The sequence below is a fragment of the Brevundimonas sp. NPDC046655 genome (genome assembly GCF_044901625.1).
Classification (GTDB): Bacteria; Pseudomonadota; Alphaproteobacteria; order Caulobacterales; family Caulobacteraceae; genus Brevundimonas.
Genome location: NZ_JBJDPV010000005.1, coordinates 1 through 24,204, shown reverse-complemented (window position 1 = coordinate 24,204; position 24,204 = coordinate 1). Strand labels below are relative to the sequence as shown.

The window sequence follows — 24,204 nt, the reverse complement described above, 5'->3', positions numbered from 1 at the left end:
CGCGAGCCGAGCGTTAGCGCCCTTCAAGCGTCAAGGATGGCTCTTGGCGATGATGGCCTTCATGGTCTCGGCCTTGACCGGCAGGTCCTGGCCCAGGCGTTGGGCCAGTTCGCGGGCGCCGACGGGGTAGGCGTCGCCGCCCTCGGCGATCTCCTTGGCCATGTCGGCGGCCTTCAGCAGCACCTCTTCCAGCGCCTCGACCTGTTCGAGCGCCAGGGCGCGCGCCTCGGCCTGCAGGCGTTTGACCCGTTCGGCGGTGGTTTCTGGCGCGCGCATCAGGTCATAGACCTCGGCCTCGGGGGAGGTGACCACCCGCAGGTTGGGACGGTCGTCGGATTCTGGACTGTTCGATTTCGACATGATGCACCCTTCGACACGACAATGCCGCAATTTCCGAGCCGTTCCCTTATTCATGTGAAGGGGACGCCGGGTTTTGCGTCCCTGTGGCGCCCAAGCCTCAGGCCTCCGGCGGCCAGGGCGGTTCATCCGGCGGCAGGGCCTTGCCGCGCGTCGCCGCCTGCTCGTCCTTGCGCTGGAAGTCGGCGACCAGATGATCGACACGCGAAAAGAACTCCTTTTGCAGCCGTCTCAACTCTGCGGGGTGCATGTTGACGTCGTCGTCGGGTTCGGCGACGGGCGTGACGCGAGGCGGTCGGGGGCGGGCCATGAGGTTCTTTCTACGGTGAGGCCAACGGGTTTCGCCGCCGCGCCGGACGGCGGGCGGTGGAGGGCTGGGCGGAGCGCCGGGCCGACGCCCGGAGTGTGATGTGTATTACCGTTTCGACGACGACTGACGCTCCGCGCGGACGGGCTTCCACGAGCTCGGGGCAGGCGCCGGTCTTATCGGCTACCCCCGGCGCCCGCGGCGGGCAGGGGCCTGCTTGCGACAGGCCTCCTGGAACGGTCCGCGTAACCCCCGCGACCCTGACCGGAACCTCTCTGGCGGACGGGTCGAACGCCCCGTCTCTAGGTCCCGTCGGCTCATTGTCCTGACGTGTGGTCTATCGCCCTTACGGGCTGCTTGAGACCACGAGACGAAGGTTCAGGCGTTCGCCCTTGCTCCGTCCGTTGCATCTGTAGGTCGCGCGCCGAAGCCCGCCGCGACCTGTCCGCTGGGCCATCGCCCTTGACCGGAGACCGCGACGGACGCCGCGCGGCCCGACAAGGACCCCGCTCCATCCGCTCCCGCCGCCCGCAAGGTCGCAGGCCTCACGAGCCCTCCATGCGACGGAACGAGCGCAGGGTGGCATGGGGGCGAACCGGGGCGAGCCGAAAGGGGCCAGCAGGGAGAGGTGAGTTGAAATTATTGGAGTTTTTGAAGCTAGCCATTACATCGTGGATGTTTTGGCTAGGCCTATCAAAGACTCGAATAGAATGAACTTGTGAAGGCGAGTCTGAGAAAAGCGATAGCGTCGCCCATGGGTATGTTTTCTAAAGATTCCCACAACTCAGTGGCGCTTAATCCATTGTTGGTTTCATCAGATACGAATATTATGTCGCCGCTTTCAGGGCATATGCACAGTATTTTCTGTTTATCTGGAATAATCGACGAGTAAACTGGCGTCATGGCGAGAGCCATTAGTGCGTTTTTCTTGCTGTCTTGGCATCTTAATGCGACGTCGCATATCGCACTGGTAGAAAGTAATCCTAACGCGCGTTTTTTCTTGTGTGGCGAGTTCTTTATAGAAAAGGCATCAACAAGTATGTGGTGTGCCAACGCTACGTTGTTGCCAAATATTGATACATATTCTGCTTTTGAGAATTTTCCATCAAAAGCAATTGCTGAAATTGTGGCACAGTGGGCGGCTTTGATATCCGTGATGCAATCAATCATCGCGAATATGTCGTTACCAAAAGCCCCCTTTATTTCTCCGGCTTGATCGTGGCGGACGAATTTTTGAGCGATGTGGGTGAGCTCGTGGAATAGGTAGATAGCGATGGCAGCGGATACGAGAGGTATTTCTAGAGGGCTTTCGCGCTTGGTGCCGCCGATAGCACTGCTTGATGCTATGACTGCATTAATCGCCTGTGAGCTAAGAAAAATAGTGCGATTTGATTCGTCCAGATCGAACCCAGCTTCTCCGATACTATCGGATAGCTTGATGGAGTATCCGATCGTTTGTGCCAGTGCCCTCTGTAAGGGGCGAGCTAAATGGTCCAGGTCGTTTTCTTCGAACCACGCTAGAGCATATCGGGCGTTCTGAACGATTTCGGCCAGAGCAATTTCCACCGCTTCCGCCGAAACTTGTTCGTTGGCAGGGTTGAGGTGTATGGGGTGCGCCGAATCAGCCATCGGCAGTAGTGGAACCCAATTGTGGCGGGTTACATAGCTCTTTGAACGGCGTTGTTCACAGTTCTTTGCCCCTTTCTAGCTGGTGTTCTTTTCCAGCCAGAGGGGGCTCGAGGAACTCCATCGCGTCTGCGTCTGTTGATACAATGGAGAATGGTGTTATGTTTTTGACGCTGCGAATGCGCATATGGTTGGGATGCGTCCTCGTACATGAGGGGGAAATGTGATGCGAAACAAGGCGCTTACGTTAAGCGACGGGAGTGAGGTCCATGTTTCACAGCATCAAATTGAGATTCTTGGTTCTGACGAGTTGCTAGCTGCGCGAAGAATCGAGCACGCACGCAACGTGCGAGCAGCCGTATCTTTATGGGCGGAACGTCAGTGTGAGATGCTGGTTGATCAGCCCCGCGCGGCGAAATTTTATAAAACAGTGTCCGCTCACCAGCATAGAAATGTGAATGCTGGGTGGGTTCTTAGCCTAGTTGCTGAGACTAAAGATTGCGCTCTTATTGATCCAGATATCGTGTCTCTACGCTCTTGGGTGTTGAGCGAAACATCAGATTGAAGCGCTGATCTCTATATTTACGTTGGCGCTGCGCTGTAGCGGGGGCTACGCACTCTGCGCATGTCGTAGGCAAACCTCTCTCTACCGCCCCTTCCTGAACGCCTCCGCCTTCTCGGCCGCGGCTTCCTTGCGCCAGCGCTTCGGGGCTGACTTGTCGACCTCTTCGCCGGCGCCGGTGAGGGCTTCGTTGGCGAATTCGAGGTCGAGGAGCTTCATGCGCTTGATCTCGTCGCGCAGGCGGGCGGCTTCCTCGAACTCGAGGTTGGCGGCGGCCTCGCGCATCCTGCCTTCGAGGTCCTTGAGGGCGGCCTGGAAGTTGGAGCCGAGGAAGGGCTTGGCCGCTTCGGCGACGCCGGGGCGGGTCAACTGGTCGAGGTCGCGCGACTCGTAGGGGCTGTCGAGGATGTCCTTGATGTCGCGTTTGACGCTCTCGGGCGTGATGCCGTGTTCGAGGTTGTAGGCCTGCTGCTTCTCGCGGCGGCGGTTGGTCTCGGCGATGGCGCGCTCCATCGAGCCGGTCATCTTGTCGGCGTAGAGGATGACGCGGCCGTCGACGTTGCGCGCGGCGCGGCCGATGGTCTGGATCAGGGAGGTTTCCGAGCGCAGGAAGCCCTCCTTGTCGGCGTCGAGGATGGCGACCAGGCCGCACTCGGGAATGTCGAGGCCCTCGCGCAGCAGGTTGATGCCGATCAGGACGTCGAATGAACCGAGGCGCAGATCGCGCAGGATCTCGATGCGCTCCAGGGTGTCGACGTCGGAGTGCATGTAGCGGACCTTCACGCCCTGCTCATGCATGTATTCGGTCAGGTCCTCGGCCATCTTCTTGGTCAGGGTGGTGACCAGGGAGCGGTAGCCGGCGCGGGCGGTCGCCTTCACCTCGTCGATGACGTCGTCGACCTGGTTGCGGGTGGCGCCGGAGACGGGGCGGATCTCGACCGGGGGGTCGATCAGGCCGGTGGGGCGGATGACCTGCTCCACGAAGACGCCGCCGGTGCGCTCCATCTCCCAGGGCCCAGGGGTGGCCGAGACGTGGACCGTCTGGGGCCGCATGGCGTCCCATTCGTCGAACTTGAGCGGGCGGTTGTCGATGGCGGAGGGCAGGCGGAAGCCGTACTCGGCCAGGGTGGATTTGCGGCTGTAGTCGCCTTTGAACATGGCGCCGATCTGGCCCACGGTGACGTGGCTCTCATCGACGAAGAGCAGGGCGTTGTCGGGGATGTATTCGAAGAAGGTGGGCGGCGGCTCGCCCGGCGCGCGGCCGGTCAGCCAGCGGCTGTAGTTCTCGATGCCGGCGCAGGAGCCGGTGGCCTCCATCATCTCCAAGTCGAAGCGGACGCGCTGTTCCAGCCGCTGGGCCTCCAGCAGCTTGCCGTTCTCGTTCATCCAGGCGAGCGTCTCCTTCAGCTCCTCCTTGATGCCGGTGATGGCCTGGTTCAGCGACGGGCGCGGGGTGACGTAGTGGCTGGCGGCGTAGACGGTGACTTCTTCCAGCTCGGCGGTCTTCTTGCCGGTCAGGGGGTCGAACTCCTGGATCGACTCCAGCTCGTCGCCGAACAGCTGGATGCGCCAGGCGCGGTCTTCCATGTGGACGGGGAAGATCTCCAGCACGTCGCCGCGCTTGCGGAACATGCCGCGCTCGAAGTTGAGGTCGTTGCGCTTGTACTGCAGGGCGATGAGGTCGGCGCGCAGCTTGGCCTCGTCGATGACGTCGCCGACCTTCAGGGTGAAGGTCATGGCGGTATAGGTCTCGACCGAGCCGATGCCGTAGATGCAGCTGACCGAGGCGACCACGATGACGTCGTCGCGCTCCAGGATCGCGCGGGTGGCCGCGTGGCGCATCCGGTCGATCTGCTCGTTAATCGAGCTGTCCTTCTCGATGTAGGTGTCGGTGCGCGGGACGTAGGCTTCGGGCTGGTAGTAGTCGTAGTAGCTGACGAAATACTCGACCGCGTTGTCGGGGAAGAAGGCCTTGAACTCGGAATAGAGCTGGGCCGCCAGCGTCTTGTTGTGGGCCAGGATCAGGGCCGGACGCTGGGTCTGTTCGATGACCTTGGCCATGGTGAAGGTCTTGCCCGAGCCGGTGACGCCCAGCAGGACCTGATCGCGTTCGCCGGCCTCGGCCATGGCGGACAGTTCGGCGATGGCGGCGGGCTGGTCCCCGGCGGGGGTGTATTTCGTCTCCAGCCGGAAGCGGCCGCCCTTCTTCGCGCCTTCGCGCGAGGGGCGGTGCGGCACCCAGTCGGCCGGGGCGGCGGGCGGTATTTCCGGCGTCAGGCGCGGGCCGGCGACGGGGGCGAACATGGGCATGGCCTTGCCGCCGCGGCCGCGCGGGGCGTCCTGTGCGAAGGGCGCGGCCATCTCCTGCATCCCCGCGCTCTGGGCGGCGCTTTGGCCGGGCACATGGACGGGCTTGGTGGGCGGTGTCGAAGGAGAACGAGCCATGAACGTCAAGGTAGTGCGCGCGGGCCGATGACGCCATAGGCGACCGTTTGCCGCTTGTGCGGGTCGGGGCCTGCGGCCAAGGTCCGCGCCATGAGTATGCTTCGCGACGTCTTCATCACCGGGACCGGCGCCGTCCTGCCCGGCGAGCGGATCGGCAACGACCGGATGGAGGACTTCATCGGCCGCATCGGCGGGCGGGCGTCCGCCGTCGGGCGCCGCGCCCTGCGCTGGAACGGGATCGAGGGGCGGCACTACGCCCTGAATGCCGACGGCGAGCCGCTGCACTCCAACGCCTCGATGTGCGCGGACGCCGTGCGGGCGGCCCTGGACGCGGCGGGCCTCGGTCTGGGCGATCTGCATCATCTGGGCGCGGCGGCGACGCAGGGCGACTATCTGGTGCCCGGCCACGCCAGCGCGGTTCAGGCCGAACTGGGGGCGGGGCCGCTGGAGGCCTTCAGCTATCAGTCGGTCTGCGCCAGCGCCCTGATGGCGGCCAAGGGAGCCTGGCTGAGCGTGCGGGCGGGCGAGGCGGACGTGGCCGCCGCCTGTGCGGGCGAGTTCTCGTCGCGTTGGTTCCGGCCCGCCTTCTATGAGGGCACGGCCCTGGTGGACGAGAAGGGGCGGGCGCGGATCGAGGCGGACTTTCTGCGCTTCACCCTGTCGGACGGAGCGGGGGCCGTGGTGCTGGAGCCGAGGCCGAAGCCCGGGGGGCTGAGCCTGAAGGTCGAATGGATCGACATGACCTCGCTGGCCGGGCGCTTCGATCCCTGCATGTGGGCCGGATCGACGCCCGAAGCGCGCGCCGACATGACCAGCGCCTGGAGCCACGCCGGGCCGGCGGCGGCCCATGCGGCGGGGGCGGTGGCCCTGTTGCAGGACTTCGACCTGTTGAAGATCGTCATTCGCGCCTGGATCGGGGTCTGGCTGGAGAAGGTGGACGCCGGAAGGATCGTCCCGGATCAGGTCGACCACCTGTTGTGCCATTACTCGGCGCGGTCGCTGCGTCAGGAGATCGTCGGCCTGCTGGAAAGCACGGCGGCGATGATCCCGGAAGAGAAGTGGTTCACGACGTTGGCCGACAGCGGCAATGTTGGCTCGGCCTCGATCTGGGTCATGCTGGACGCCTTCATGGCGTCGGGACGCGGAAAGCGCGGAGACAGGGTGCTGTGCATCGTGCCCGAGAGCGGGCGGGCGATGATCGGCTTCATGATGCTGGAGATTGTGTGATGGCGGAGCAACAGGCCGAGGCGGCGGTCGCCGACACTCTGCGCAAGCTGGCGGTCGTGTTCGCTGACTTCGAGCAGCGGCTGGAGGCGACGCCGCTGATCCGCAAGCTGACCCGCGGGCGGTTCGAGGTCGCCGACTACCACGCCTTCCTGATCAACCTGCGCCAGCAGGTGAAGGACGGAGCCCTGTGGATGAGCCGGGCGGCGTCCAATATCGGCGAGGAACATCTGGAGCTGCGCTCGACCCTGATGCGCCATGCGGTAACCGAGCACCGCGACTTCCGCCTGCTGGAGGCCGACTTCACAGCCTCGGGCGGGGCGCTGGAAGACATCCAGTCGGCGCCGAAGAACGTGGGGTCCGAGGCCCTGTCGGCCTGGATGTTCCATGAGGCGTCGAAGCCTGACCCGTTTGGCCTGCTGGGCGCCATGTTCATCATCGAGGGGCTGGGCTCGATCAAGGCGCGGCCCTGGGGCCTGAAGGTGCAGGAGCGCCTGGCCCTGCCCGACGAGGCGGTGCGCTTCCTGCTGTATCACGGCGACAACGACGCCGAGCACATGAAGGAGTTCGAGGAGATGCTGGGCATGGTCCTGCCCGATCCCTTCATCGCTGAACGCATCGTCACGACGGCCAAGGTGACGGCCCGCCTCTACGCCCTGCAGATCGAGGAGATCGCGGCGTGAGATATTTCAAGCCGGGCGAGGATCCGTTCGATCCCGCGCGGTTCGATCCCAAGGATCCCGATCCATGGATGGCGCTGTATCTCGATCACAGCCTGCCGATCGACGACGGGGCCAAGCGTGATCTGCTGCTGGGGGCTCGGTCGCGGTCGCGGCGCTGGTTCTTCCCGGTGGCGCGGCCGCTGGTCTTCGTCTTCTTCTGCCTGGTGAAGGTGCTGCGGGTCATTTCGCCCAAGCATCCGAACCTGAACGGCCTGCTGCACAAGACCATCCACTGGGGGCTGCGCACCTTCGCCACGCCCGAGGCCAACCGGGTGATCCTGCGCCACTTCCACGTGGGGTCCGAACTGACCGCCTTCGTGCGCGAGAATGCGGGCGTGGGCGACAAGGTGACCAAGTGGCCTCTGACGCCGACGCGGCTGAAGGACATCGAGCCGGATCTCTTCCTTCAGCACGACCTGAACATCTTCAATTTCGTCATCGAGCTGAACACGGTGCTGCGGGCCGAGGGGCGCGAGCTGACGCCGCCGGAACGCATCGACTTCTCCATGATCTCGGACGAATTCCCGCCGTTCGAAGAGTTTCCGCGCAAGTGGCATAACTTCGTCGACGTGCAGACGGCGGTGGAGTTCTACACCCCCATCTACGCCTTGATGCTGCCGCGCGACGACTTCGTGCGGGCCTCCAGCTCGCTGCAGCTGGACGAGGTGATGGCCATCTATATCGCCCGCATCCTGGGCACGAGCTACCACATGGCCTTCGTCAAGAACGGTCATCCGCTGGTGGCGCTGTCGACGCTGCAGGCGGGTTATCGGCTGATGATGCACGGGCTGGATTCAGAGGCCATGCACGGCTGGCTGCGGGTGATGAAGGCGCGTCAGGCGGCGGGCCTGCCGCTGGACCCGGCCAATTCGGGCACGCCGCATTAGGGGGCGCGGCGACGCCGATTTCCTCTGGCGTGTTTCACCGGCGCTGATAGCGTCGCCGTTATGAAAACGGCGCGTTCCTTTCTGACCTCTCTCAGCACTCTGGTGCTGCTGTCGCTCGTGCTGGGCCTTGTCGCCGGGGCGGCGGCGCAGAAGTGGGGCCTGCCGGGCGGCCACGCCACGGCGGACTTCATCCAGGCCCTGGGCCAGCTGTGGCTCAATGCGCTGAGGATGACGATCATCCCCCTGGTCTTCAGTCTGCTGGTGACCGGCATCGCCTCCATCGCGGACGCGGCGCGGACCGGGCGGCTGGCGATGCGGGCGGTGGCCTGGTTCGGCGGGCTGATCGTCTTCGCCACGATTTACGCCGTGGGCGCGGCCTATGGCCTGCACGCCCTTTGGCCCATCGACCCCGAGGGCGCGCGCCTGTTGCTGGCCATCAAGCCCGAGGGCGCGGAAGGCCTGAGCGCCGGCGCGCCCTTCAGCGAGTTCCTGAAGACCATCGCCCCGGCCAACCCGATCCGCGCGGCGGCCGAGGACGCCATCCTGGGCATGGTGGTCTTCGCCGTCTTCTTCGGCTTTGCGGCCTCGGGCCTGCCCGAGAGGCTGCGCCTGCCGCTGATCACCTTCTTCGAGGCGGTGGGCGAGACCATGATCACCATCGTCCGCTGGGTGCTGCTGGCGGCGCCCCTGGGCGTCTTCGCCCTGTCGATCGGGGTGGGGCTGATGGCGGGAGCCAGCGCGGCGGGCGTTCTGCTGCACTATGTGGCCCTGATCTCCATCGCCTGCATCGGCATCGGCCTGATCTTCTATCCGCTGGCGGTGATCTTCGGCCGGGTCAGCCTGGGGCGGTTCGCCCGGGCGGCGGCGCCGGCCCAGGTGGTGGCCTTCTCGACCCAGTCGTCCCTGGCCAGTCTGCCGGTCATGGTCGAGCGGTCGGTGGACATGCTGGGGGTCAGGCGGGCCACGGCGGGCCTGGTCCTGCCTCTGGCGGTGGCGGTCTTCCGCATCACCAGCCCGGTCGCCAACCTGGGCGTGGCCATCTATTGCGCCCACCTGTTCGGCATCGAGCCCTCGGCGGGCCAGCTGTTCGCCGCCATGCTGACGGCCGTGCTGATCTCGATCGGCACCGTGGGCCTGCCGGGCCAGGCCAGCTTCTTCGCCTCCATCGCCCCCATCTGCATCGCCATGGGCGTGCCGCTGGAGATGCTGCCCCTGCTGCTGGCGGTCGAGGTCATCCCCGACATCTTCCGCACCCTGGGCAATGTCACCGCCGACATGGCCGTGACGCGGATGGTGCAGGGCGGCGAAGTCGCGGACGCCGACTGACCGGCGGTTGACCAAGCTTCGCCGTTAAGGCCAAGCTTCCTTCTTTCGGGGCGATGGAGGGAAGGCGTCATGAGCAAGAGACTGGCGGGCGCGTTCGCCGCCCTGGCGATGGCGTGCGGCGCGGCGGCGCCGGTGCTTGCCGAGCAGGCGGCGACCATCGAGGCGCGCACCGCGCCGGGCGGGGTGGTCGTGACCTGGCGGCTGGCCGAACCGACCACACGGGTCGCCTTCCTTACAACTAGCGTCATCCGCGATCTATGGACGGTGACGACGCCAGGCCTGAGGCTGAAGGACGGCGGGGTCGAGGGCGAGGCGCCGTTCGACCGTTTCGAGATCCGCATCGCCCCCGACGCCGCCGAGGTCAACCGCATCTACATGGGCCTGTCGCAGGCGGGGGCGGGGCACGTTCTCTATGGTCCCGGCCTGGAACTGCAGGGCATGAACGCCGAGCTGACGGCGCGGCCCGTCGCGGGCGAGGCCGCCGTGCCGACCGCCGGGGCGGTCAAGGGCTATGTCTATCTGGGGCCACAGGAGGCCGTGATGCGTCGTGAGGGCGCGGCGGTGGTGACCAGCCCCTCTGCTCCGCCGGCCCTGACGGTCCTGTTGCGCGACGGCTTCTTCGCCGCGCAGAAATTCTACGGCGCGCGGCTGGGCCATGTGCTGCCGACCGAGCCGACGCTGATCATCTCGACCGACAGTCCGGGGCCGACCGGCTTTCGCGGGGACGTGACGGACACGGGCGTCATCTCGCTGCGTTTCCACGGCGATATGTGGGCCTCGCCGCCGCCGGACGTGGCGGTGCCGCTGGGCACCTTTGTCTGGCACGAGAGCCTGCACCTGTGGAACGGCAACGGCATGAAGATGAAGGACGGTGAAGCCGCCCCCTGGCTGCATGAGGGCATGGCCGAATACGGCGCCTTGGTCGCCGCCGTCTCGACCGGGGTGGTCAACGAGGAGCAGGCCCGCGGCGCTTTGACCAAACGACTCAGGGCGTGCCGGGACATGCTGAACGACGATGACTACGATCCGGCGCGACTGCGTCAGGGGCCGGCCATCTACGACTGCGGCGTGGTCGTGCAGTGGTTGGCCGATCTGGAGACGCGTCAGGCTTCGGGCGGCGCACGCGACGTCTTCGATCTGTGGCAGGCCATGCTGGACGCCGGGCGGGGCGGCGAGGGCTACGGCGTGGCCGATTTCCGCGCCCTGCTGGGGCCGGACAGCGCGGTGGCGATCCTGGTGGAGGGGCCGGGCGCCGCGCGTTGGGCGGGCGTCGATGCGCGGCTGGCGGCATTGGGGGTGACCCTGGCGAACCAGCCGGACGCACGGGACTATCGCCGCGCCGCCCTGCACCATGTGGCGGGTCAGCATTGCAACGGCGACATGGGCTTCTACGAGAACATGGACGGACTGCAACTGGCGACCGAGGACCGATGCGGCGTCCTGTCGGGAGACCCCAAGATTGCGGCGATCGAGGAGGTCGATCCCATGGTCGAGGGCGAGGCCATGTTCCGCGCCGTTCAGGCGCGCTGCGCGGTGTCGCAGCCGGTACGCTACAAGACGCAGGAGGGCAGGGTGATCGAGGCGGCTTGCAGAACCCCGCTGACCGCGCCGCAGGTCCAGGCCGTCACGGCCGCGCCGCCGCTGGCGACGCGAGCGACGTGACGCGAGCGGAACGGGGGCCTAGGGGCGGGCCAGGGCGACGGCGGGGCGGGGGAGGCGCCATGCCGCCGCGCTGAGTTGGTTCCAGGTTGGAGCCGGGCTGTCTTCGGCGCCGAACACCACGGCCGGCCCCCTTCGACCCGCGAGGGCCAGATGCACGATGAGGCGCTTGGCCTCTTCGTTCGTCGGTTTCAGGCGAACGACCTGGCGGCAGGCGGCGAGCGCGGCGGCGTCGTCGCCGAGGGCGTGGAGCGAGTGCGCCAGCTTCAGCCAGGCGTTGTCGCCGCCGGGGTCGATCGCCGTCGAGCGGGCAAGCAGACGCGCGGCCTCGGCGTGTTCGGCCCGCGCCGCCAGCAGGCGTCCGAGGCGATAGAGCGTCAGGGCGTCGTCGGGGCGCATGGTCAGGATCTGCCGATAGGCACGTTCCGCGGCGGCGATCTCGCTCTTCTTCTCGAGGTTGAGCGCCATGTCGCGCATGCGCTCCAGGCATCGGGGGTCCAGCGCTCCGCCGAGGTTTTCCCCGCTGCGGGTCGCCACAGAACAAGCGCGCAACCGGTCATCCCCCGGCGCGAACAGGTATTTGTACGGCTCGTCGCCGCGCAGGAAGTCATAGGTGGCCAGGCCCTGGGCTATGGCGTGGCGAATGCTGAAGGCGTGCAGCAGATAGCCGGCGGGCGCCTCGTCGTAGCTCTCGTCCCGGCCGGTGATGACGAACAGCATGGCCTTCTTGACCGGGTCGACCAGGATGGCCAGTGCGGCCACCGGCCGTCCGGCGTGCCGGAAGACCGGCAGGAACAGGGTTCCGTTGCGGGCGGCGCGGGTCAGCATGGCGCGGTTGCAGCGGACGAGGTCGTCTGTGCGGGCGCCCTTGCGGCGGCCCCATTTGCTCTTCCACAGGCCCATCAGCATGTCGATGTCGCGGGCGTAGGTTTCACTGTCCGACAGGGTGATCTCGTAGTCCTCGGACGCCTCGACCTTGCGCAGCCAGCGCCTGATCTTCTGCCGGTTGTTGGCGCTGAGGGTTTCCAGATAGGCGTCCCAGTCCGAGGGCAGGGCGATCGAGGGGCAGATGCTGTGGTCGGTCCCGGCGACCTTGTCGACATAGTCGATGTCCTTGTGGACGAAGCGGCGCTCGTCGAAGGCCGAGAGGAAGAGCCGGCGCCGGCGTTCGGACATCCGCAGGTTCTCCAGCGTCAATTTGGCCCAGTTCAGCTTCTTGCGCAGATGGTCGGTGAAGGCTGAAATCGCCGCCGCCTCGACGTCGGGCCGGGCCAGCAGGCCCGCGTAGTCGGCATAGCCGCCGCCGGCGGCTCGTTGACGAAGCCCCGCTCCTTGTCGAAATGAACCCGCATCCGTAGCGGCAGGAAGGCGACATAGCGGTCGTCCGTCGGCGACTCCTTGGCCGCGAGCACCAGCCAGACCGTCGGGCGGGCGGCCAGCCAGTCGGCCATCCAGCGCCATGACATGAACAGGCTCACTTCGGGGTCTGCCGCATAGACCGCCTCCCAGTCGCCGCGCACGCCCTTGAGCGCGTCGAAACCCTCGATGACGTCAACGTGCATCGTGCAACCCCTCACACCTCAGCCGTGCGACAAACGGGGCCTTGATCGATTTGGTTCCAGATCTGTCAGGACCGGTGAGGGGCGGCGGTGAAGCGATGCAATGCCGGTTTCCTAATAAAAGAGCGCCGCCCCTCGTCGAGGGACGGCGCCAAGCGCAGGCCAGGAGAGGAGCCTGCTCAGAAGGTGTAGCGAAGCCCCACGAAGAACTGACGGCCGGTGTGGCTGTAGACGTTCAGACGATTGCTGGCGTCAACGTACTGGTCGTTGAACTCGTCCGTCAGGTTGATGCCTTCGATGCTGACCTTCAGCTTGTCGCTTATGTTGTAAGAGGCCTGCATGTCGAAGTTCATGGTCTCGTTGGTGCCATGGACGCTGTTGCCGTCATTGCCCGGAACCGCCGTCAGATAGCCGTCGCGATAAGCTACGGAGCCGCGAATGCTGAACTTGTCGGTCTCGTAGTAGAGGGTGGCGTTCCAGGCGTTCTTGGACAGACCCGTCAGCGTCTGGGTGATGGTGGGAGCGCCCGGCGTCGTCGAGGTCAGGTACTCGATCTCGGAATCGACGAAGGTGTAGTTGGCCTGAACGCCGAAGTTCTCCATCCAGCCGGGCAGGAAGCTCAGACGTTTCTGGACATTGATCTCGAAGCCCTTCAACTCCCCGCCCGGCGAGTTGACCGGCTGGCTCACAGCGAAGAGATCGGTCGGCAGGGCCGAGGTGCCGTCAAGCAGCGAGTTGGGCAGACCAAGCTGATTGAACGGAATGTCCTGCCTCAGGTTTTGCACGAACGAGTTGATCTTCTTGTAGAACAGGCCAACGGCGAACAGGCTGTCGGCGTCGGGGTACCATTCGAGCGACAGGTCCAGATTGTCGGACTTGGTCGGATCAATATTGGGATTTCCCGACGAGAAGCTGCGGTTGGCGCCCTGGATGCCGACGTCGCCGCCGGGCGTCAGCACGCTGATTGAAGGCCGGGCGATGGTCTGGGCGGCCGAGATGCGCGCCACCACCGTGTCCGTCAGGTCGACCGCGAGGTTCGCTGACGGCAGGAGCATGTCGTAGTCGCGACGGGCGCGAACCAGCTGGATGGTCGAACCCACGGCCGCATAGCCGTCCGAATACTGCTCGGTCAGGACGTAACGGGCGCCGAGGTCGCCGCGCCAATTCAGGCCAAACGCGTCGAAATGGAAGTCGGCCTGCAGGTAGGCGCCCAGATCCTTCTCATCGACGGTGATGTACTGTCCACGCGCCGAAGAGTTGTTCAGACCGGTCAGGGCGTAGATGCCGTTGCCCGAGTAGATGTCGTATGTCGCGATGAACTTGTTGAGATCCGGCGCAAGCCAGCTGGTCGGAGCCCCCGAGGGCAGGCCGAGATTACGACCAAAGCCCGAAAAGACCCTCGACACGTCGGCCAGTTGCTGGGGCGTCAAGGTCTGCACGACGGTTTCAGACGTCCGATAGAGGCCCTCGGAGTCGAAATGGAAGCGGCGGAAGTCGATTCCTCCCTTCAGGGTGATGTTCTCGTTGGCGTCGAACTCGCCGTAGGCCTTGGCGGTCGTGAAGGTGTTGGTCACCGCGCTCGGACGAATACGGACTTCGGAGGTGCCATTGATCATCGACCAGTTGGCCGGGTTGGTCAGATCGAAGCCAAAGTCGAACTTGGGCATCCGCGACGTGAAGTCGTAGGAAAAGCCGTTGGTGTTCGCCCGGTCGAAGGTGACGATTGTCGACACGGGGTTGGTGAATTCCGAACGCGAATAGCCGCCGATGAAGCCGGAGCGGAAACGGTCTGTCCAATTACGCGTCGCGGTGAAGGTGTATTGCTGGAACTGGGTTTCCAGCTCGTCATGGGCTGACTGGGAACGCACGTCCACGGCGTCGAACACGCCCTGAACGATGTTGCGCCCGTCGACGGTGCCGGAGCGGATTACGGTCTGCGGCTTGCCCGTTCCTCCACGGCTGAAACCGATGGCCTGGAGCTGGGCTTCGTCTCGCGTGCTCTTCACGTCGGAGTAGAGAACGTCCAGCGTCAGCGTCGTCTGATCGTCAGGCTTGAACTGAAGCGAACCGGTCAGGCCCAGGCGTTCGGTGTTGTGATCATACTGGACGTAGGAGGGAATCCGCGGGTGGTAGAGCGCCGTGGACGTATTGGTGTTGTTGATCTGCCCGATCGTATAGCCGTTCAGCGTCGATGAGGGATTGAAGCCGCCGTTCGCCCCGCCGAAGGTCCAGCGCGTGATGTTGGCGCCTTCCTCGAGGATGTGACGCTCTTCATAGGCCGCCGAGAACAGGGCGCCGAACTTGCCGTCCATCCAGGTGTTCGAGGCCAGCAGGGTGAAGCGCGGCTTCACGTCCCGCGCCAGGTCGTTGTAGCTGGCCTGGACACCCATCACGACCGTCGGCTCGCGATAGTCGAACGGGCGGGCGGTCTGCAGGTCGACGGTGGCGCCCAGCGAGCCTTCCTCGACGTCCGCCGAGGCCGACTTGCGCACCGTCAGGCTGTTGAACAGCTCGGACGCGAACATGTTGAAGTCGAAGCCGCGCGAACGGTTGGTGCCGCCCGAGTTGACCGTGCCGCCCGTGGTGGCGATCGCCTCCATGCCGTTGACCCGGACGCGGGTGTATTCCGAACCCAGGCCGCGCACCGAAATCTGGCGGCCCTCGCCGTTGGCGCGGCTGATGGTGACGCCCGGCACGCGCTGCAGCGATTCCGCCAGGTTCAGATCAGGGAAGTCGGCGATGTCCTCGGCCTTGATGACGTCGACCACGCCGCTCTCGCGGCGCTTGGCGTTGATCGCGCCCTGAAGGCTGGCGCGGAACCCGGTGACGACGATTTCGTCCACCTGGGTCGCCGGTTCGTCCTGCGTCTCCGCGGACTGGGCGTAGGCGCCGCTGGCGACGCTGGCCGCCATCACCGCCAGAGCCGACGCCCCGGCTTTCAACGCAAATTGGAATCCATGCCTGGAACGCATCGTCTCTTCCCTCCCTATCGCCGACGTTTCGCCGGTCTCTCTATGGGCCGCGAGATCCTGCGAACCCGCGTCGCTGCCGGTCGCCCGATCTCGCAGAATGACGATAGGTTCACCGGATCGATGCACGCCAATCCGAAGAAGGCATGAACCAATGCAGGATATGAACTGATACCGGTTTCCCACTGATGCCATTTCTGGATCGATCGATAAGGATTTTAGCTTAGACGATCGCCGAACTTCCTGATTATCGTCATTCCAAAGGCGCCCGAAGAGGCGCTGCAAGGGAGAGACGGCCAGCGGCGATCGGCGTCCCCGGTCTGGTCTCGCAGATCGAGGAAACGCACAGATGATCGACGGGACAATTGCGTCCGCCGCCCCTGCGACCCAGCGCCGCACGCGTATGCGATACGGCATCCTGTTGCTGATCTTTCTGCTGACCACGATCAACTACGCCGACCGTGCGACCTTCTCGATCGCAGGCGACGCGGCGTCCAGGGACCTGGGGCTCAACCCCATCCAGATGGGCTACATCATGTCGGCCTTCGCCTGGGCCTATGTGATCGGACAGATCCCGGGCGGCGCCCTGCTGGACCGTTTCGGCACCAAGCTGATCTACACCATCGCTATCGCCGCCTGGTCCTTCTTCACCCTGGTCCAGGGCTTTTCGGGCTTCCTGACGGGCGGCGCGATCTTCGCCGGCCTGTTCGCCATGCGCTTCATGGTGGGTCTGGCCGAAAGCCCCTCCTTCCCCGGCAATGCACGGCTGGTCGCCGCCTGGTTCCCGGGCTCCGAGCGCGGCACGGCCTCGGCCATTTTCAACTCGGCGCAGTACTTTTCGCTGGTCGTCTTCGCCCCCTTCATGGGCTGGCTGGTGCACACCTTCGACTGGCACTCGGTCTTCTTCGTCATGGGCGGCCTGGGCCTGATCGCCGCCTTCGTCTTCTGGAAGATGGTGCGCAGCCCGGTCGATCACCCCGGCGTCAACAAGGCGGAACTGGACTACATCGAAGCCGGCGGCGGCCTGACCCGCATGGAAGATCGCACCGTGTCGAAGTCGGCCGCCTTCACATGGGCCAACGTCAAACAGGTGCTGGGCAGCCGCATGCTGATGGGCGTCTTCATCGGCCAGTACGGCATCAATGTCCTGACCTACTTCTTCGTGACCTGGTTCCCGATCTATCTGGTCAAGGAGCGCGGCCTGAACATTCTCGAGGCCGGCTTCGCCGCGGCCGCCCCGGCCCTGTGCGGCTTCGTCGGCGGCGTTCTGGGCGGGATCATCTCGGACGCCCTGCTGAAGAAGACCGGTTCGCTGACCATCGCCCGCAAGACGCCGCTGCTGATCGGCATGCTGCTGTCGGCCCTGATCATCGCGTGCGCCTATATCGACAACTCGGCCTTGATCGTGGTCGTCATGGCCGTGGCCTTCTTCGGCAAGGGGATCGCCTCCCTGGGCTGGGCCGTGGTGTCCGACACCTCGCCGCGTGAGTTCGTCGGCGTGACCGGCGGCATCTTCAACACCTTCGGCAACTCGGCCGGCATCGTGACCCCCATCGTCATCGGCTACATCGTGGCGGCGACAGGCTCGTTCGACGGGGCTCTGTGGTTCGTCGGCGTCCACTGCCTTCTGGTCATCGCCGCCTACTTCCTGATCACCGGCAAGATCGAGCGCCTGACCCTGAACTCGACCGAGGCCAAGGCCTGATGCGGCTGGATCGCAGGCAGATCCTCGGCGGCGCCTCCCTGGTCGCCCTTGGAACCGCGTTCAAGCCCGACGCCGCCCACGCCGCCCCGATCCAGGTCGTCGCTCCCATGCCCGCGCCGACCTGGGCCCTGCTGCAACGCGAGCTGATCCGGGCCAACACCGAGGCGTGCGAGGCCTTCTACGCCCGCTATTTCGACGAGCGCGGCTACTTCCTCTGCTTCGAGCGCTGGGGCGCCAATGACGGCCCCGACGACGCCATCGAGAACGTCAACGGCTGGCCCCTGCTGCACGCCATCGGCGCCCCCGACCGCATCAAGGCCATGTACACCCAGGCCTGGGAAGGCCACCTGCGCCAGTTCACCGAGGCCAGGACCACCGAGGTCGAAATCGCCCGCGACGGCATGTTCTTCAAGGAGTTCAACGTCCAGCTGGACTGGCAGCATCACGCCGAAGAGATGACGCTGTTCAACGTCCAGGGCCTGTCGGATCCTGACAATCCCCGCTTCCGCGATCGCGCCCGCCGCTTCGCCGGCCTCTACAAGGGCGAGGACCCGACCGCGCCGAACTATGACCCGCAGCACCGGATCATCCGTAGTCTGATGAACGGCTCCAAGGGTCCGATGCTGCGCAAGGCGACGGCTCTGGACTGGGCCGGCGATCCCTTCGATCCGACGCACTTCTTCATGGAGCACGGCGAAGAGACCTACGAACAGACGCTTCAGCACTACGAGGAATACACCGACGTCGTCGGCGACCACCCGCTGAACATGTTCTCGACCACCCTGGCCCTGAACGCCTTCATGCTGGAACAGGAGCCGAAGTATCGTGACTGGCTGCTGGGCTATATCGACGCCTGGGCCGAGCGGGCCAAGGCGAACGACGACATCCTGCCGTCCAACGTCGGGCTGGACGGGGTGATCGGATCGGCGGCCGACGGCAAGTGGTGGGGCGGGGCCTACGGCTGGGGCTTCAGCCCGGTGAACCCGGTCACTGGCAAGCGTGAGGACCGCAACCGCGTGCCGCGCACGGCCATGGGCTTCTTCAACGCCTATCTGCTGACCGGCGACGACAAGTATCTGCAGACCTGGCGCGCCCAGGCTGACCGCATCAACGCCCAGAAACGCACCGTCGACAGCAAGGTGCAGACGCCGACCATGTACGGCGACGACGGCTGGTATGGCTGGCGCGACGGTCTGCATCTGAACAATTCGCTCGACATCTGGTGGCTGTCGATGAAGGAGAGCGACCGCCGCCGGGCGCCCGACCATCCCTGGGTCGCCTATCTGGAAGGCCGTAATCCCGACTGGGTCGAGACTGCCCTGCGCGCCGACTTGGGCAAGGTGGCCGAACGCGCCAGGGCTCAGCGCGAGGATACGACCACGCCGGACACGCGGCTGGCCGACGGGGTGCTGGACGTCAATCCGTGCAGCGTCACCGCCCTGATGCATCAGACCATGGGCGCCCTGCACATCGCCCGGCCCTCGTGGGCGCCGAGCAGCGCCAATGCGGGCGGATCGCCCCTGTTCGCCCGGCTGCGCTACTTCGACGCCGACGCCCGCCGCGCGGGTCTGCCGCCGGACACCGCCGCCCTGATCGACCGGATGACGGCGACCGAAACCGGCGTCACCCTGATCAATCTCAGCCAGACGCAGGCCCGCACCGTCATCATCCAGGGCGGCGGCTATGGCGAGCATCGCATCCGCGACGTCCAGATCGGCGAAAGCCGCCGGGCGGTGAACGCCGCCGACTTCAGCCTGACCCTGGCGCCGGGCGCGGGCGCGCGGCTGGTCCTGACCATGGACCGATACGTCAATGCGCCCACCCTGAAGTTCCCTTGGCGACGCTAGGGCGACGCGCGCTCGCCGGCGCGCTGGGCCTGTCGCTAATGGCGGCCGGCCCGGCCGTCGCCGCACAGGAACGTTGGGTGGCCGCCTACGCCTTTGCGCCATCGTCCGCGGCGGGACCGGCAGGGCCGGCGTCAGCGCCCAACCCCCGGGACGTGCGCGGTCCGCTGGGGCCAAACGTCGTCGAAGGCGTGACCCTGAGCCATGTCGTGACGGTGACGGCGTCGGGCAAGCGCCTCCGCTTGCGACTGTCGAACGCCTATGGCGCCGAGCCGATCACCCTGGACGCGGTGACCGTTCACCTCGGGGGCATGACGCGCGAGGTGCGTTTCAACGGCGAGCGTTCATCAATCATGCCGGCCGGCGCGCCGCTGGTGTCGGATCCGGTCGATCTGCCGGTCGCGGCTCTGGATGAGGTGAAGGTCAGCATCGCCCTGCCTCATGCCACCCGCCTTCCCACCCATCGCTGGCGCCAGACAATGCGGAGCGCGGACGGCGTCGAGAGCGCGCCCATGCGTCTCGGCGTCTTGCTGGCCGGGATCGAGGTGGAAAGCGCCGCGCCGCCCGGCGTCATCGTGGCCTTTGGCGATTCGATCACCGAGGGCACCGGCGCCTTGCCGGACGGCCCCGGCGGCTGGCCTGAACGGCTGGCCGCGCGTCTGGTGGAAGCCAGTCGTCCGTGGGCGGTCATCAACGCCGGCATCGGCGGAAACCGCCTGCTGCATCAGGGCTCGGGTCCGTCGGGTCTGGAGCGTCTGGACGCCGACGCCCTGGTCCCTGCGGGCGCGCGCTGCCTGATCCTGCTGGAAGGCGTCAACGACATCGGCCGCCCTTCGCGGCCCCAGTACGCCCATCAGGCGGTAAGCGCCGCGGATCTGATCGCCGGCTATCGTCAGGTCATCCGCCGCGCCCATGCGGCGGGGCTCAAGGCCGTGCTGGCGACGGTGCCGCCGTTCGAAGGCGCCAACTATTTCACGCCGGAAGGCGAGGCGGTGCGGCAGGCCGTCAACGCCTGGCTGCGCGCCCAGACCGAAGCCGATGGCGTGGTCGACTTCGACGCCGCGCTTCGCGATCCCGTCGCGCCTTCTCGCCTGCAAGCGGCCTTCCACAGCGGCGACTGGCTGCACCCGTCGGACGCCGGCTACCAGGCCATGGCCGAGGCCATTCCGCTGGACGCCTGCGACTAGGTGCCCTGCTTGAGGAAGGGCGCGGTCTGGAACAGGCGGCGCTCGTCGGCGCGCGGGTCGTTCTCGGCGCGGCTGTTCACATCGAAGATCATCGTCGCCCGTTCCGGCAGGGTGTAGCGCTCCCAGAGCGGGATGGCGGCGTTGTTGGGATCCCCGGTCCGGGCGAAGGCGATGAAGGTTTCGCTCATGGCCTCGGCCGCCCGCTTCGCATCCGGCCCGGCCCCCGCCTTGGCTTCGGTCTTGTCGCAGTTGTCGAACGCCAGGCCGATGTCGAAGCCATGATAGGCGCCGCGCCATGGCTCGACAGGAGAGGCGAAGTCCAGCTGATACATCCAGGTCGGACCGTTCAGTTTGGCGCGTTCCTCCGCCTGGATCAGGTGTCCGGGGCGGGAACGGCCGCACGTCGCGGCGGCGACGAACACCTCCCGGGGCGTCATCTGCGGGAAACGGGCGCGGTACCAGTCGACGACGTACTGGGCATTGAGGTCCAGCACGAACTCTGGCGCGAGGCGCGGCGCGATGTTGTCCCAGGTGATTTCCGGCGCCCCGGGGCCTCCCGCCGCCCCGCCGCCGAATTCATCGTGGGTATTGCCGATGATCATGGGGATGTGGCCGCTCTCGCGCGGCGCATCGGGCACGAACGGGTGTCTCGGCAAGCTATGGTGATCCATCACCGAGTGGAAGTAGATCCCGCCCTTCTCCAGGGGGTCCGCCATCTGAAGCGCCTCGACCAGACGTCCGGCCGGCAGGGTCGTCAGCTCCGCCGCGCGATCCGCCGTCAGCCCCAGATGATCGAGGAAACGCCGCATCCGCAGTTCCGCGTGCTGCGGCTCCATGGCGGTGACGTGCTGGCCGCTCATGGTGATGACGCGGTGATAGAGGCCTGCCGCGCGCGGCATGGCCATCAGGGTCACCAGCTTGGCTCCGCCGCCTGACTGACCGAAGACCATGACGTTCGCGGGATCACCGCCAAAGCCGGCGATGTTGTCCCTGACCCATTCCAGCGCCAGGATCAGATCCAGATTGCCGACGCTGCCCGAGGCCGCGAACTCACCGCCCAGCAGCTGTCCCAGACCGCTGTAGCCAAAGACGTTCAGCCGGTGATTAAGCGTCACCACCACCACGTTGCCGCGTCGGCACAGGGCTGCGCCGTCATACAGGGGGCTGGAGCCCGAACCGTTGGCGTGCGCCCCGCCGTGAACATAGACCATGACCGGCCGGGCCCCGCCGTCGGCCAGCGCCGGTGTCCAGACATTCAGGAACAGGCAGTCTTCGCTCTGGTCCGGCTCATTGGTCTTCTGCGGCGAAGCATGGCCATAGGCCGTGGCGTCGGCCACGCCTCGCCACGCCGCAGGCTTCTCCGCCGGTCGAAAGCGACGGTTGCTGGTGTCGGCGCCGTAGCGCACGCCCTTGAAGACCTTGATGTCCCGATCGACATAGCCGCGCACCCGGCCATGGCGGGTGTCGGCCACCGGGCTCGCCGCTTCGGCGTGGACCCCGCCGCCGGCCATGGCGGAAAGGGCCAGGCCAGCGCCCATGGTGCAAAAGGTGCGACGGCTCGGGTCCAGGGTCATGCGGCCTCTCTCATGGCGTTTCGTCCTCGACCTGGGCTCTGAACAGATCAAGCAGAGGCTTCAGACTGGGATTGTCGTTGTCGCGCCGCCAGGCCACGAACAGTTCGACCGGGCGCGCCGGAGAGATGTCCAGCGGACGGAATTCGACCCCGTCGAAATGCAGGCGCATCGCCGCCTCCGGGACGATGGCCGCGCCGATGCGCGCGTGCACCAACGCCAGGATCGAGTGGATCTGGCTCATGTGCTGGACCTGCTGCGGCGAAACCCCGGCCGCATCGAACAGGCCGCTGAGCATGCCGTGGAAATAGCCGGCGCCCTCGGGCGCATACATGATCATCGGCAGGGCGTCGAAATCACCTAACGACACCACGGCCTTGTCGAGCCGAGGGTCGCCGGACGGCAAAGCCGCCACCAGGGGCTCGGTCATGACCCGCAGCTTGTCGAACTCCGGCCGGTTCAGGGGCGGACGGATCAGACCCAGGTCGATGCGCCCGGTCAGCAAGGCCTCGATCTGCTCGCCCGTCACCATTTCCCGCAGCGCCAGATCGACGCTGGGCAGGCGTTCGCGCGCCAGTTCGACCAGTTTGGGCAGGAAGCTGTAGCCGGAGGCAGCGGTGAAACCGATGGCCACCCGGCCCGCCTCGCCGCTGGCGATCCGCCGCGTCGCCAGGGACGCGGACTCGGCCAGCCGCAGGATGCGCCGCGCCTCGATCAGAAAGGCGCGGCCGGCGGGCGTCAGCCGGACAGACCGGCTGGTGCGGTCCAGCAAGACCACGCCGAGAATGCGTTCCAGCAGTTGCACCTGCCGGCTCAACGGCGGCTGGGTCATGTTGAGGCGCGTGGCCGCGCGACCGAAGTGAAGCTCCTCGGCCACAGCCACGAAGCAGCGCAATTGGCTCAGTTCAAACATGTCCGCCCTCCATCGGATCGGTCAGCCTAGGCGCTTCGATCCGATGGGAACAGGTCATGGCCTAGCCGTTCGCCGCCCGCTTTGCAGCGGCAGGCTGGACACGCGCGATCAGGGCCTGAAGCTCGGCGAATTCACTGTCCTTGAGGTCGACCAGCGGCGTGCGCACCGGACCGGCGGTGCGGCCGATGGCCGTCATGCCCGCCTTGACGATCGACACGGCGTAGCCCTTGCCCTTGTTGCGCAGGGCGATGTAGGGCAGCACGAAGTCGCGCAGGCCCGCCATGATGGTCTCGTGATCGCGCGCGCGCACCGCCTTGTAGAAGTTCAGCGCGAAGTCCGGCACGAAGTTGAAGATGGCCGACGAATAGGTCGTCACGCCCATCTCCAGATAGGCCGGAGCAAAGGTCTCGGCCGTCGGCAGACCGCCGATATAGGTCAGACGATCGCCCATCCGGGCATAGACCTGCATCATCAGTTCGATGTCGCCGACGCCGTCCTTGAAACCGACCAGGTTCGGATTGCGCTCGCACAGCTTCTCAAGCGTATCGGCGTTCAGGATGGCGTTGTCGCGGTTGTAGACGATGACGCCCAGCTTGGTCGCCTTGCAGACCGCCTCGACGTGGGCGGCCAGGCCTTCCTGCCCCGGGAACATCAGATAGGGCGGCAGCAGCAACACGCCGTCGGCGCCGGCGGCCTCGGCCGACTGGGCCATGGCGACGGCGGCGGCGGTCCCATGACCGGCGCCGGCGACGACCGGCGTCCGGCCCCGGGTTTCGGCGACCGCAGCCTTGACGACGGCTTCAACCTCATCCGGCTTCAGCGAGAAGAATTCACCCGTCCCGCCCGCGGCGAAGAGACCCGCGAGGTCATTCTGAAGCATCCAGTCGCAGTGCTCGCGGTAGGCGGCTTCGACAAACTGCCCCTGGGCGTCGAAATGGGTCACCGGGAAGGAGAGCAGGCCGCCGCCGATCGTGGCGGCCATCTCCGCCGGGGTCATTCTGGACATGGAATTCCCTGTCTTCTCGCGGACGAGCGGCCCCAACGGCGCTCTGCAATTTCGCGTCTGAGCAGGACCGTATCGAGACCAATCATGCCGGTCTAAGCCAAAGGAGCTATCGACCGATGCCGGATTTGGCTTGATCTCGCCGGACCGAATCGATGCGCAAACGCTCTTGATCCATGCCCTCTTGAGGGTTCGCATTCAGCGGCCGCATCGCTAGACACTAGCGTTCCAAGACCAGGCCAGAGGACTTTCCCATGACGGACACGCTTGAGCTTTCGCACTGGATCGGCGGCGAGAAGGTGGGCGGGGATCTGTCGGGCGAGAGCCTGAACCCGTCC

Annotated in this window: 18 protein-coding genes; 8 read left to right on the top strand and 10 right to left on the bottom strand. The window is 65.9% G+C overall.

Annotated features, from left to right (window positions below):
• Positions 1–30 precede the first annotated feature (30 nt).
• The 4 genes from ACI2KI_RS13635 to uvrB form a co-directional block, all read right to left on the bottom strand.
• Positions 31–360: a hypothetical protein gene (locus ACI2KI_RS13635; protein ID WP_292083693.1), complete on the bottom strand. Its 330-nt coding sequence runs from the start codon at positions 358–360 to the stop codon at positions 31–33.
• 97 nt (positions 361–457) lie between these two features.
• Positions 458–667 (bottom strand): hypothetical protein, encoded by a 210-nt coding sequence (locus ACI2KI_RS13630; RefSeq protein WP_404620909.1) that lies wholly within the window; start codon positions 665–667, stop codon positions 458–460.
• A gap of 690 nt (positions 668–1,357) precedes the next feature.
• Positions 1,358–2,293, bottom strand: coding sequence for a hypothetical protein (locus ACI2KI_RS13625; RefSeq protein ID WP_404620907.1), 936 nt, complete (start codon positions 2,291–2,293; stop codon positions 1,358–1,360).
• Between the two features lie 643 nt (positions 2,294–2,936).
• A complete protein-coding gene (gene uvrB / locus ACI2KI_RS13620; RefSeq protein WP_404620905.1) occupies positions 2,937–5,297 on the bottom strand; it encodes an excinuclease ABC subunit UvrB in 2,361 nt (786 codons plus the stop codon).
• Between the two features lie 90 nt (positions 5,298–5,387).
• Here uvrB and ACI2KI_RS13615 point away from each other — a divergent pair, with 90 nt between their 5' ends.
• The 5 genes from ACI2KI_RS13615 to ACI2KI_RS13595 all read left to right on the top strand — a co-directional run bounded on the left by ACI2KI_RS13615 (position 5,388) and on the right by ACI2KI_RS13595 (position 11,118).
• Positions 5,388–6,524 (top strand): beta-ketoacyl-ACP synthase III, encoded by a 1,137-nt coding sequence (locus ACI2KI_RS13615; RefSeq protein WP_404620903.1) that lies wholly within the window; start codon positions 5,388–5,390, stop codon positions 6,522–6,524.
• On the top strand, positions 6,464–7,204 hold the full coding sequence (locus tag ACI2KI_RS13610; RefSeq protein WP_404620901.1) for an iron-containing redox enzyme family protein: 741 nt from the start codon (positions 6,464–6,466) through the stop codon (positions 7,202–7,204). The genes ACI2KI_RS13615 and ACI2KI_RS13610 overlap by 61 nt, the downstream gene beginning before the upstream one ends.
• Entirely contained in the window at positions 7,201–8,130 is a 930-nt protein-coding gene (locus ACI2KI_RS13605) for a DUF6999 family protein (RefSeq protein ID WP_404620899.1), read from the top strand. The genes ACI2KI_RS13610 and ACI2KI_RS13605 overlap by 4 nt, the downstream gene beginning before the upstream one ends.
• 102 nt (positions 8,131–8,232) lie before the next feature.
• On the top strand, positions 8,233–9,456 hold the full coding sequence (locus ACI2KI_RS13600; protein ID WP_404620897.1) for a dicarboxylate/amino acid:cation symporter: 1,224 nt from the start codon (positions 8,233–8,235) through the stop codon (positions 9,454–9,456).
• 69 nt (positions 9,457–9,525) lie between these two features.
• Positions 9,526–11,118, top strand: a complete 1,593-nt coding sequence (locus ACI2KI_RS13595; protein WP_404620895.1) for a hypothetical protein — start codon at positions 9,526–9,528, stop codon at positions 11,116–11,118.
• Positions 11,119–11,136: 18 nt separating this feature from the next.
• Here ACI2KI_RS13595 and ACI2KI_RS13590 read toward each other — a convergent pair whose 3' ends face one another.
• From ACI2KI_RS13590 to ACI2KI_RS13580, 3 genes are all read right to left on the bottom strand, one after another.
• Positions 11,137–12,291: a GNAT family N-acetyltransferase gene (locus ACI2KI_RS13590; protein ID WP_404620893.1), complete on the bottom strand. Its 1,155-nt coding sequence runs from the start codon at positions 12,289–12,291 to the stop codon at positions 11,137–11,139.
• Between the two features lie 32 nt (positions 12,292–12,323).
• Complete coding sequence (locus ACI2KI_RS13585; RefSeq protein WP_404620891.1) at positions 12,324–12,677, bottom strand: hypothetical protein; 354 nt, start codon at positions 12,675–12,677, stop codon at positions 12,324–12,326.
• Between the two features lie 176 nt (positions 12,678–12,853).
• Entirely contained in the window at positions 12,854–15,646 is a 2,793-nt protein-coding gene (locus tag ACI2KI_RS13580) for a TonB-dependent receptor (RefSeq protein ID WP_404620889.1), read from the bottom strand.
• Positions 15,647–15,992: 346 nt separating this feature from the next.
• Here ACI2KI_RS13580 and ACI2KI_RS13575 point away from each other — a divergent pair, with 346 nt between their 5' ends.
• From ACI2KI_RS13575 to ACI2KI_RS13565, 3 genes are read left to right on the top strand one after another with little or no spacing between them, the layout of a single operon-like run.
• Entirely contained in the window at positions 15,993–17,348 is a 1,356-nt protein-coding gene (locus ACI2KI_RS13575) for an MFS transporter (protein ID WP_404620887.1), read from the top strand.
• A complete protein-coding gene (locus tag ACI2KI_RS13570; RefSeq protein ID WP_404620885.1) occupies positions 17,348–19,195 on the top strand; it encodes a hypothetical protein in 1,848 nt (615 codons plus the stop codon). Before ACI2KI_RS13575 ends, ACI2KI_RS13570 begins: the two co-directional genes overlap by 1 nt.
• Complete coding sequence (locus tag ACI2KI_RS13565; RefSeq protein ID WP_404620883.1) at positions 19,183–20,379, top strand: SGNH/GDSL hydrolase family protein; 1,197 nt, start codon at positions 19,183–19,185, stop codon at positions 20,377–20,379. The genes ACI2KI_RS13570 and ACI2KI_RS13565 overlap by 13 nt, the downstream gene beginning before the upstream one ends.
• Here the strand turns inward: ACI2KI_RS13565 and ACI2KI_RS13560 are convergent.
• From ACI2KI_RS13560 to kdgD, 3 genes are all read right to left on the bottom strand, one after another.
• Positions 20,376–21,953 (bottom strand): carboxylesterase/lipase family protein, encoded by a 1,578-nt coding sequence (locus ACI2KI_RS13560; RefSeq protein WP_404620881.1) that lies wholly within the window; start codon positions 21,951–21,953, stop codon positions 20,376–20,378. The genes ACI2KI_RS13565 and ACI2KI_RS13560 overlap by 4 nt on opposite strands.
• Positions 21,954–21,963: 10 nt before the next feature.
• Positions 21,964–22,863, bottom strand: a complete 900-nt coding sequence (locus ACI2KI_RS13555; RefSeq protein ID WP_313102999.1) for a LysR substrate-binding domain-containing protein — start codon at positions 22,861–22,863, stop codon at positions 21,964–21,966.
• 61 nt (positions 22,864–22,924) lie between these two features.
• Positions 22,925–23,869, bottom strand: a complete 945-nt coding sequence (gene kdgD, locus ACI2KI_RS13550) for a 5-dehydro-4-deoxyglucarate dehydratase (protein WP_404620879.1) — start codon at positions 23,867–23,869, stop codon at positions 22,925–22,927.
• Positions 23,870–24,204 lie beyond the last annotated feature (335 nt).

Bases quoted from the DNA above. Each gene is read 5' to 3' on its own strand.
- ACI2KI_RS13615 (WP_404620903.1), top strand. From the start codon at position 5,388: ATGAGTATGCTTCGCGACGTCTTCATCACCGGGACCGGCGCCGTCCTG.
- uvrB (WP_404620905.1), bottom strand. From the start codon at position 5,297: ATGGCTCGTTCTCCTTCGACACCGCCCACCAAGCCCGTCCATGTGCCC.
- ACI2KI_RS13625 (WP_404620907.1), bottom strand. From the start codon at position 2,293: ATGGCTGATTCGGCGCACCCCATACACCTCAACCCTGCCAACGAACAA.
- ACI2KI_RS13570 (WP_404620885.1), top strand. From the start codon at position 17,348: ATGCGGCTGGATCGCAGGCAGATCCTCGGCGGCGCCTCCCTGGTCGCC.
- ACI2KI_RS13560 (WP_404620881.1), bottom strand. From the start codon at position 21,953: ATGACCCTGGACCCGAGCCGTCGCACCTTTTGCACCATGGGCGCTGGC.
- ACI2KI_RS13575 (WP_404620887.1), top strand. From the start codon at position 15,993: ATGATCGACGGGACAATTGCGTCCGCCGCCCCTGCGACCCAGCGCCGC.
- ACI2KI_RS13585 (WP_404620891.1), bottom strand. From the start codon at position 12,677: ATGCACGTTGACGTCATCGAGGGTTTCGACGCGCTCAAGGGCGTGCGC.
- kdgD (WP_404620879.1), bottom strand. From the start codon at position 23,869: ATGTCCAGAATGACCCCGGCGGAGATGGCCGCCACGATCGGCGGCGGC.
- ACI2KI_RS13590 (WP_404620893.1), bottom strand. From the start codon at position 12,291: ATGTCCGAACGCCGGCGCCGGCTCTTCCTCTCGGCCTTCGACGAGCGC.
- ACI2KI_RS13580 (WP_404620889.1), bottom strand. From the start codon at position 15,646: ATGCGTTCCAGGCATGGATTCCAATTTGCGTTGAAAGCCGGGGCGTCG.
- ACI2KI_RS13635 (WP_292083693.1), bottom strand. From the start codon at position 360: ATGTCGAAATCGAACAGTCCAGAATCCGACGACCGTCCCAACCTGCGG.
- ACI2KI_RS13555 (WP_313102999.1), bottom strand. From the start codon at position 22,863: ATGTTTGAACTGAGCCAATTGCGCTGCTTCGTGGCTGTGGCCGAGGAG.
- ACI2KI_RS13630 (WP_404620909.1), bottom strand. From the start codon at position 667: ATGGCCCGCCCCCGACCGCCTCGCGTCACGCCCGTCGCCGAACCCGAC.
- ACI2KI_RS13595 (WP_404620895.1), top strand. From the start codon at position 9,526: ATGAGCAAGAGACTGGCGGGCGCGTTCGCCGCCCTGGCGATGGCGTGC.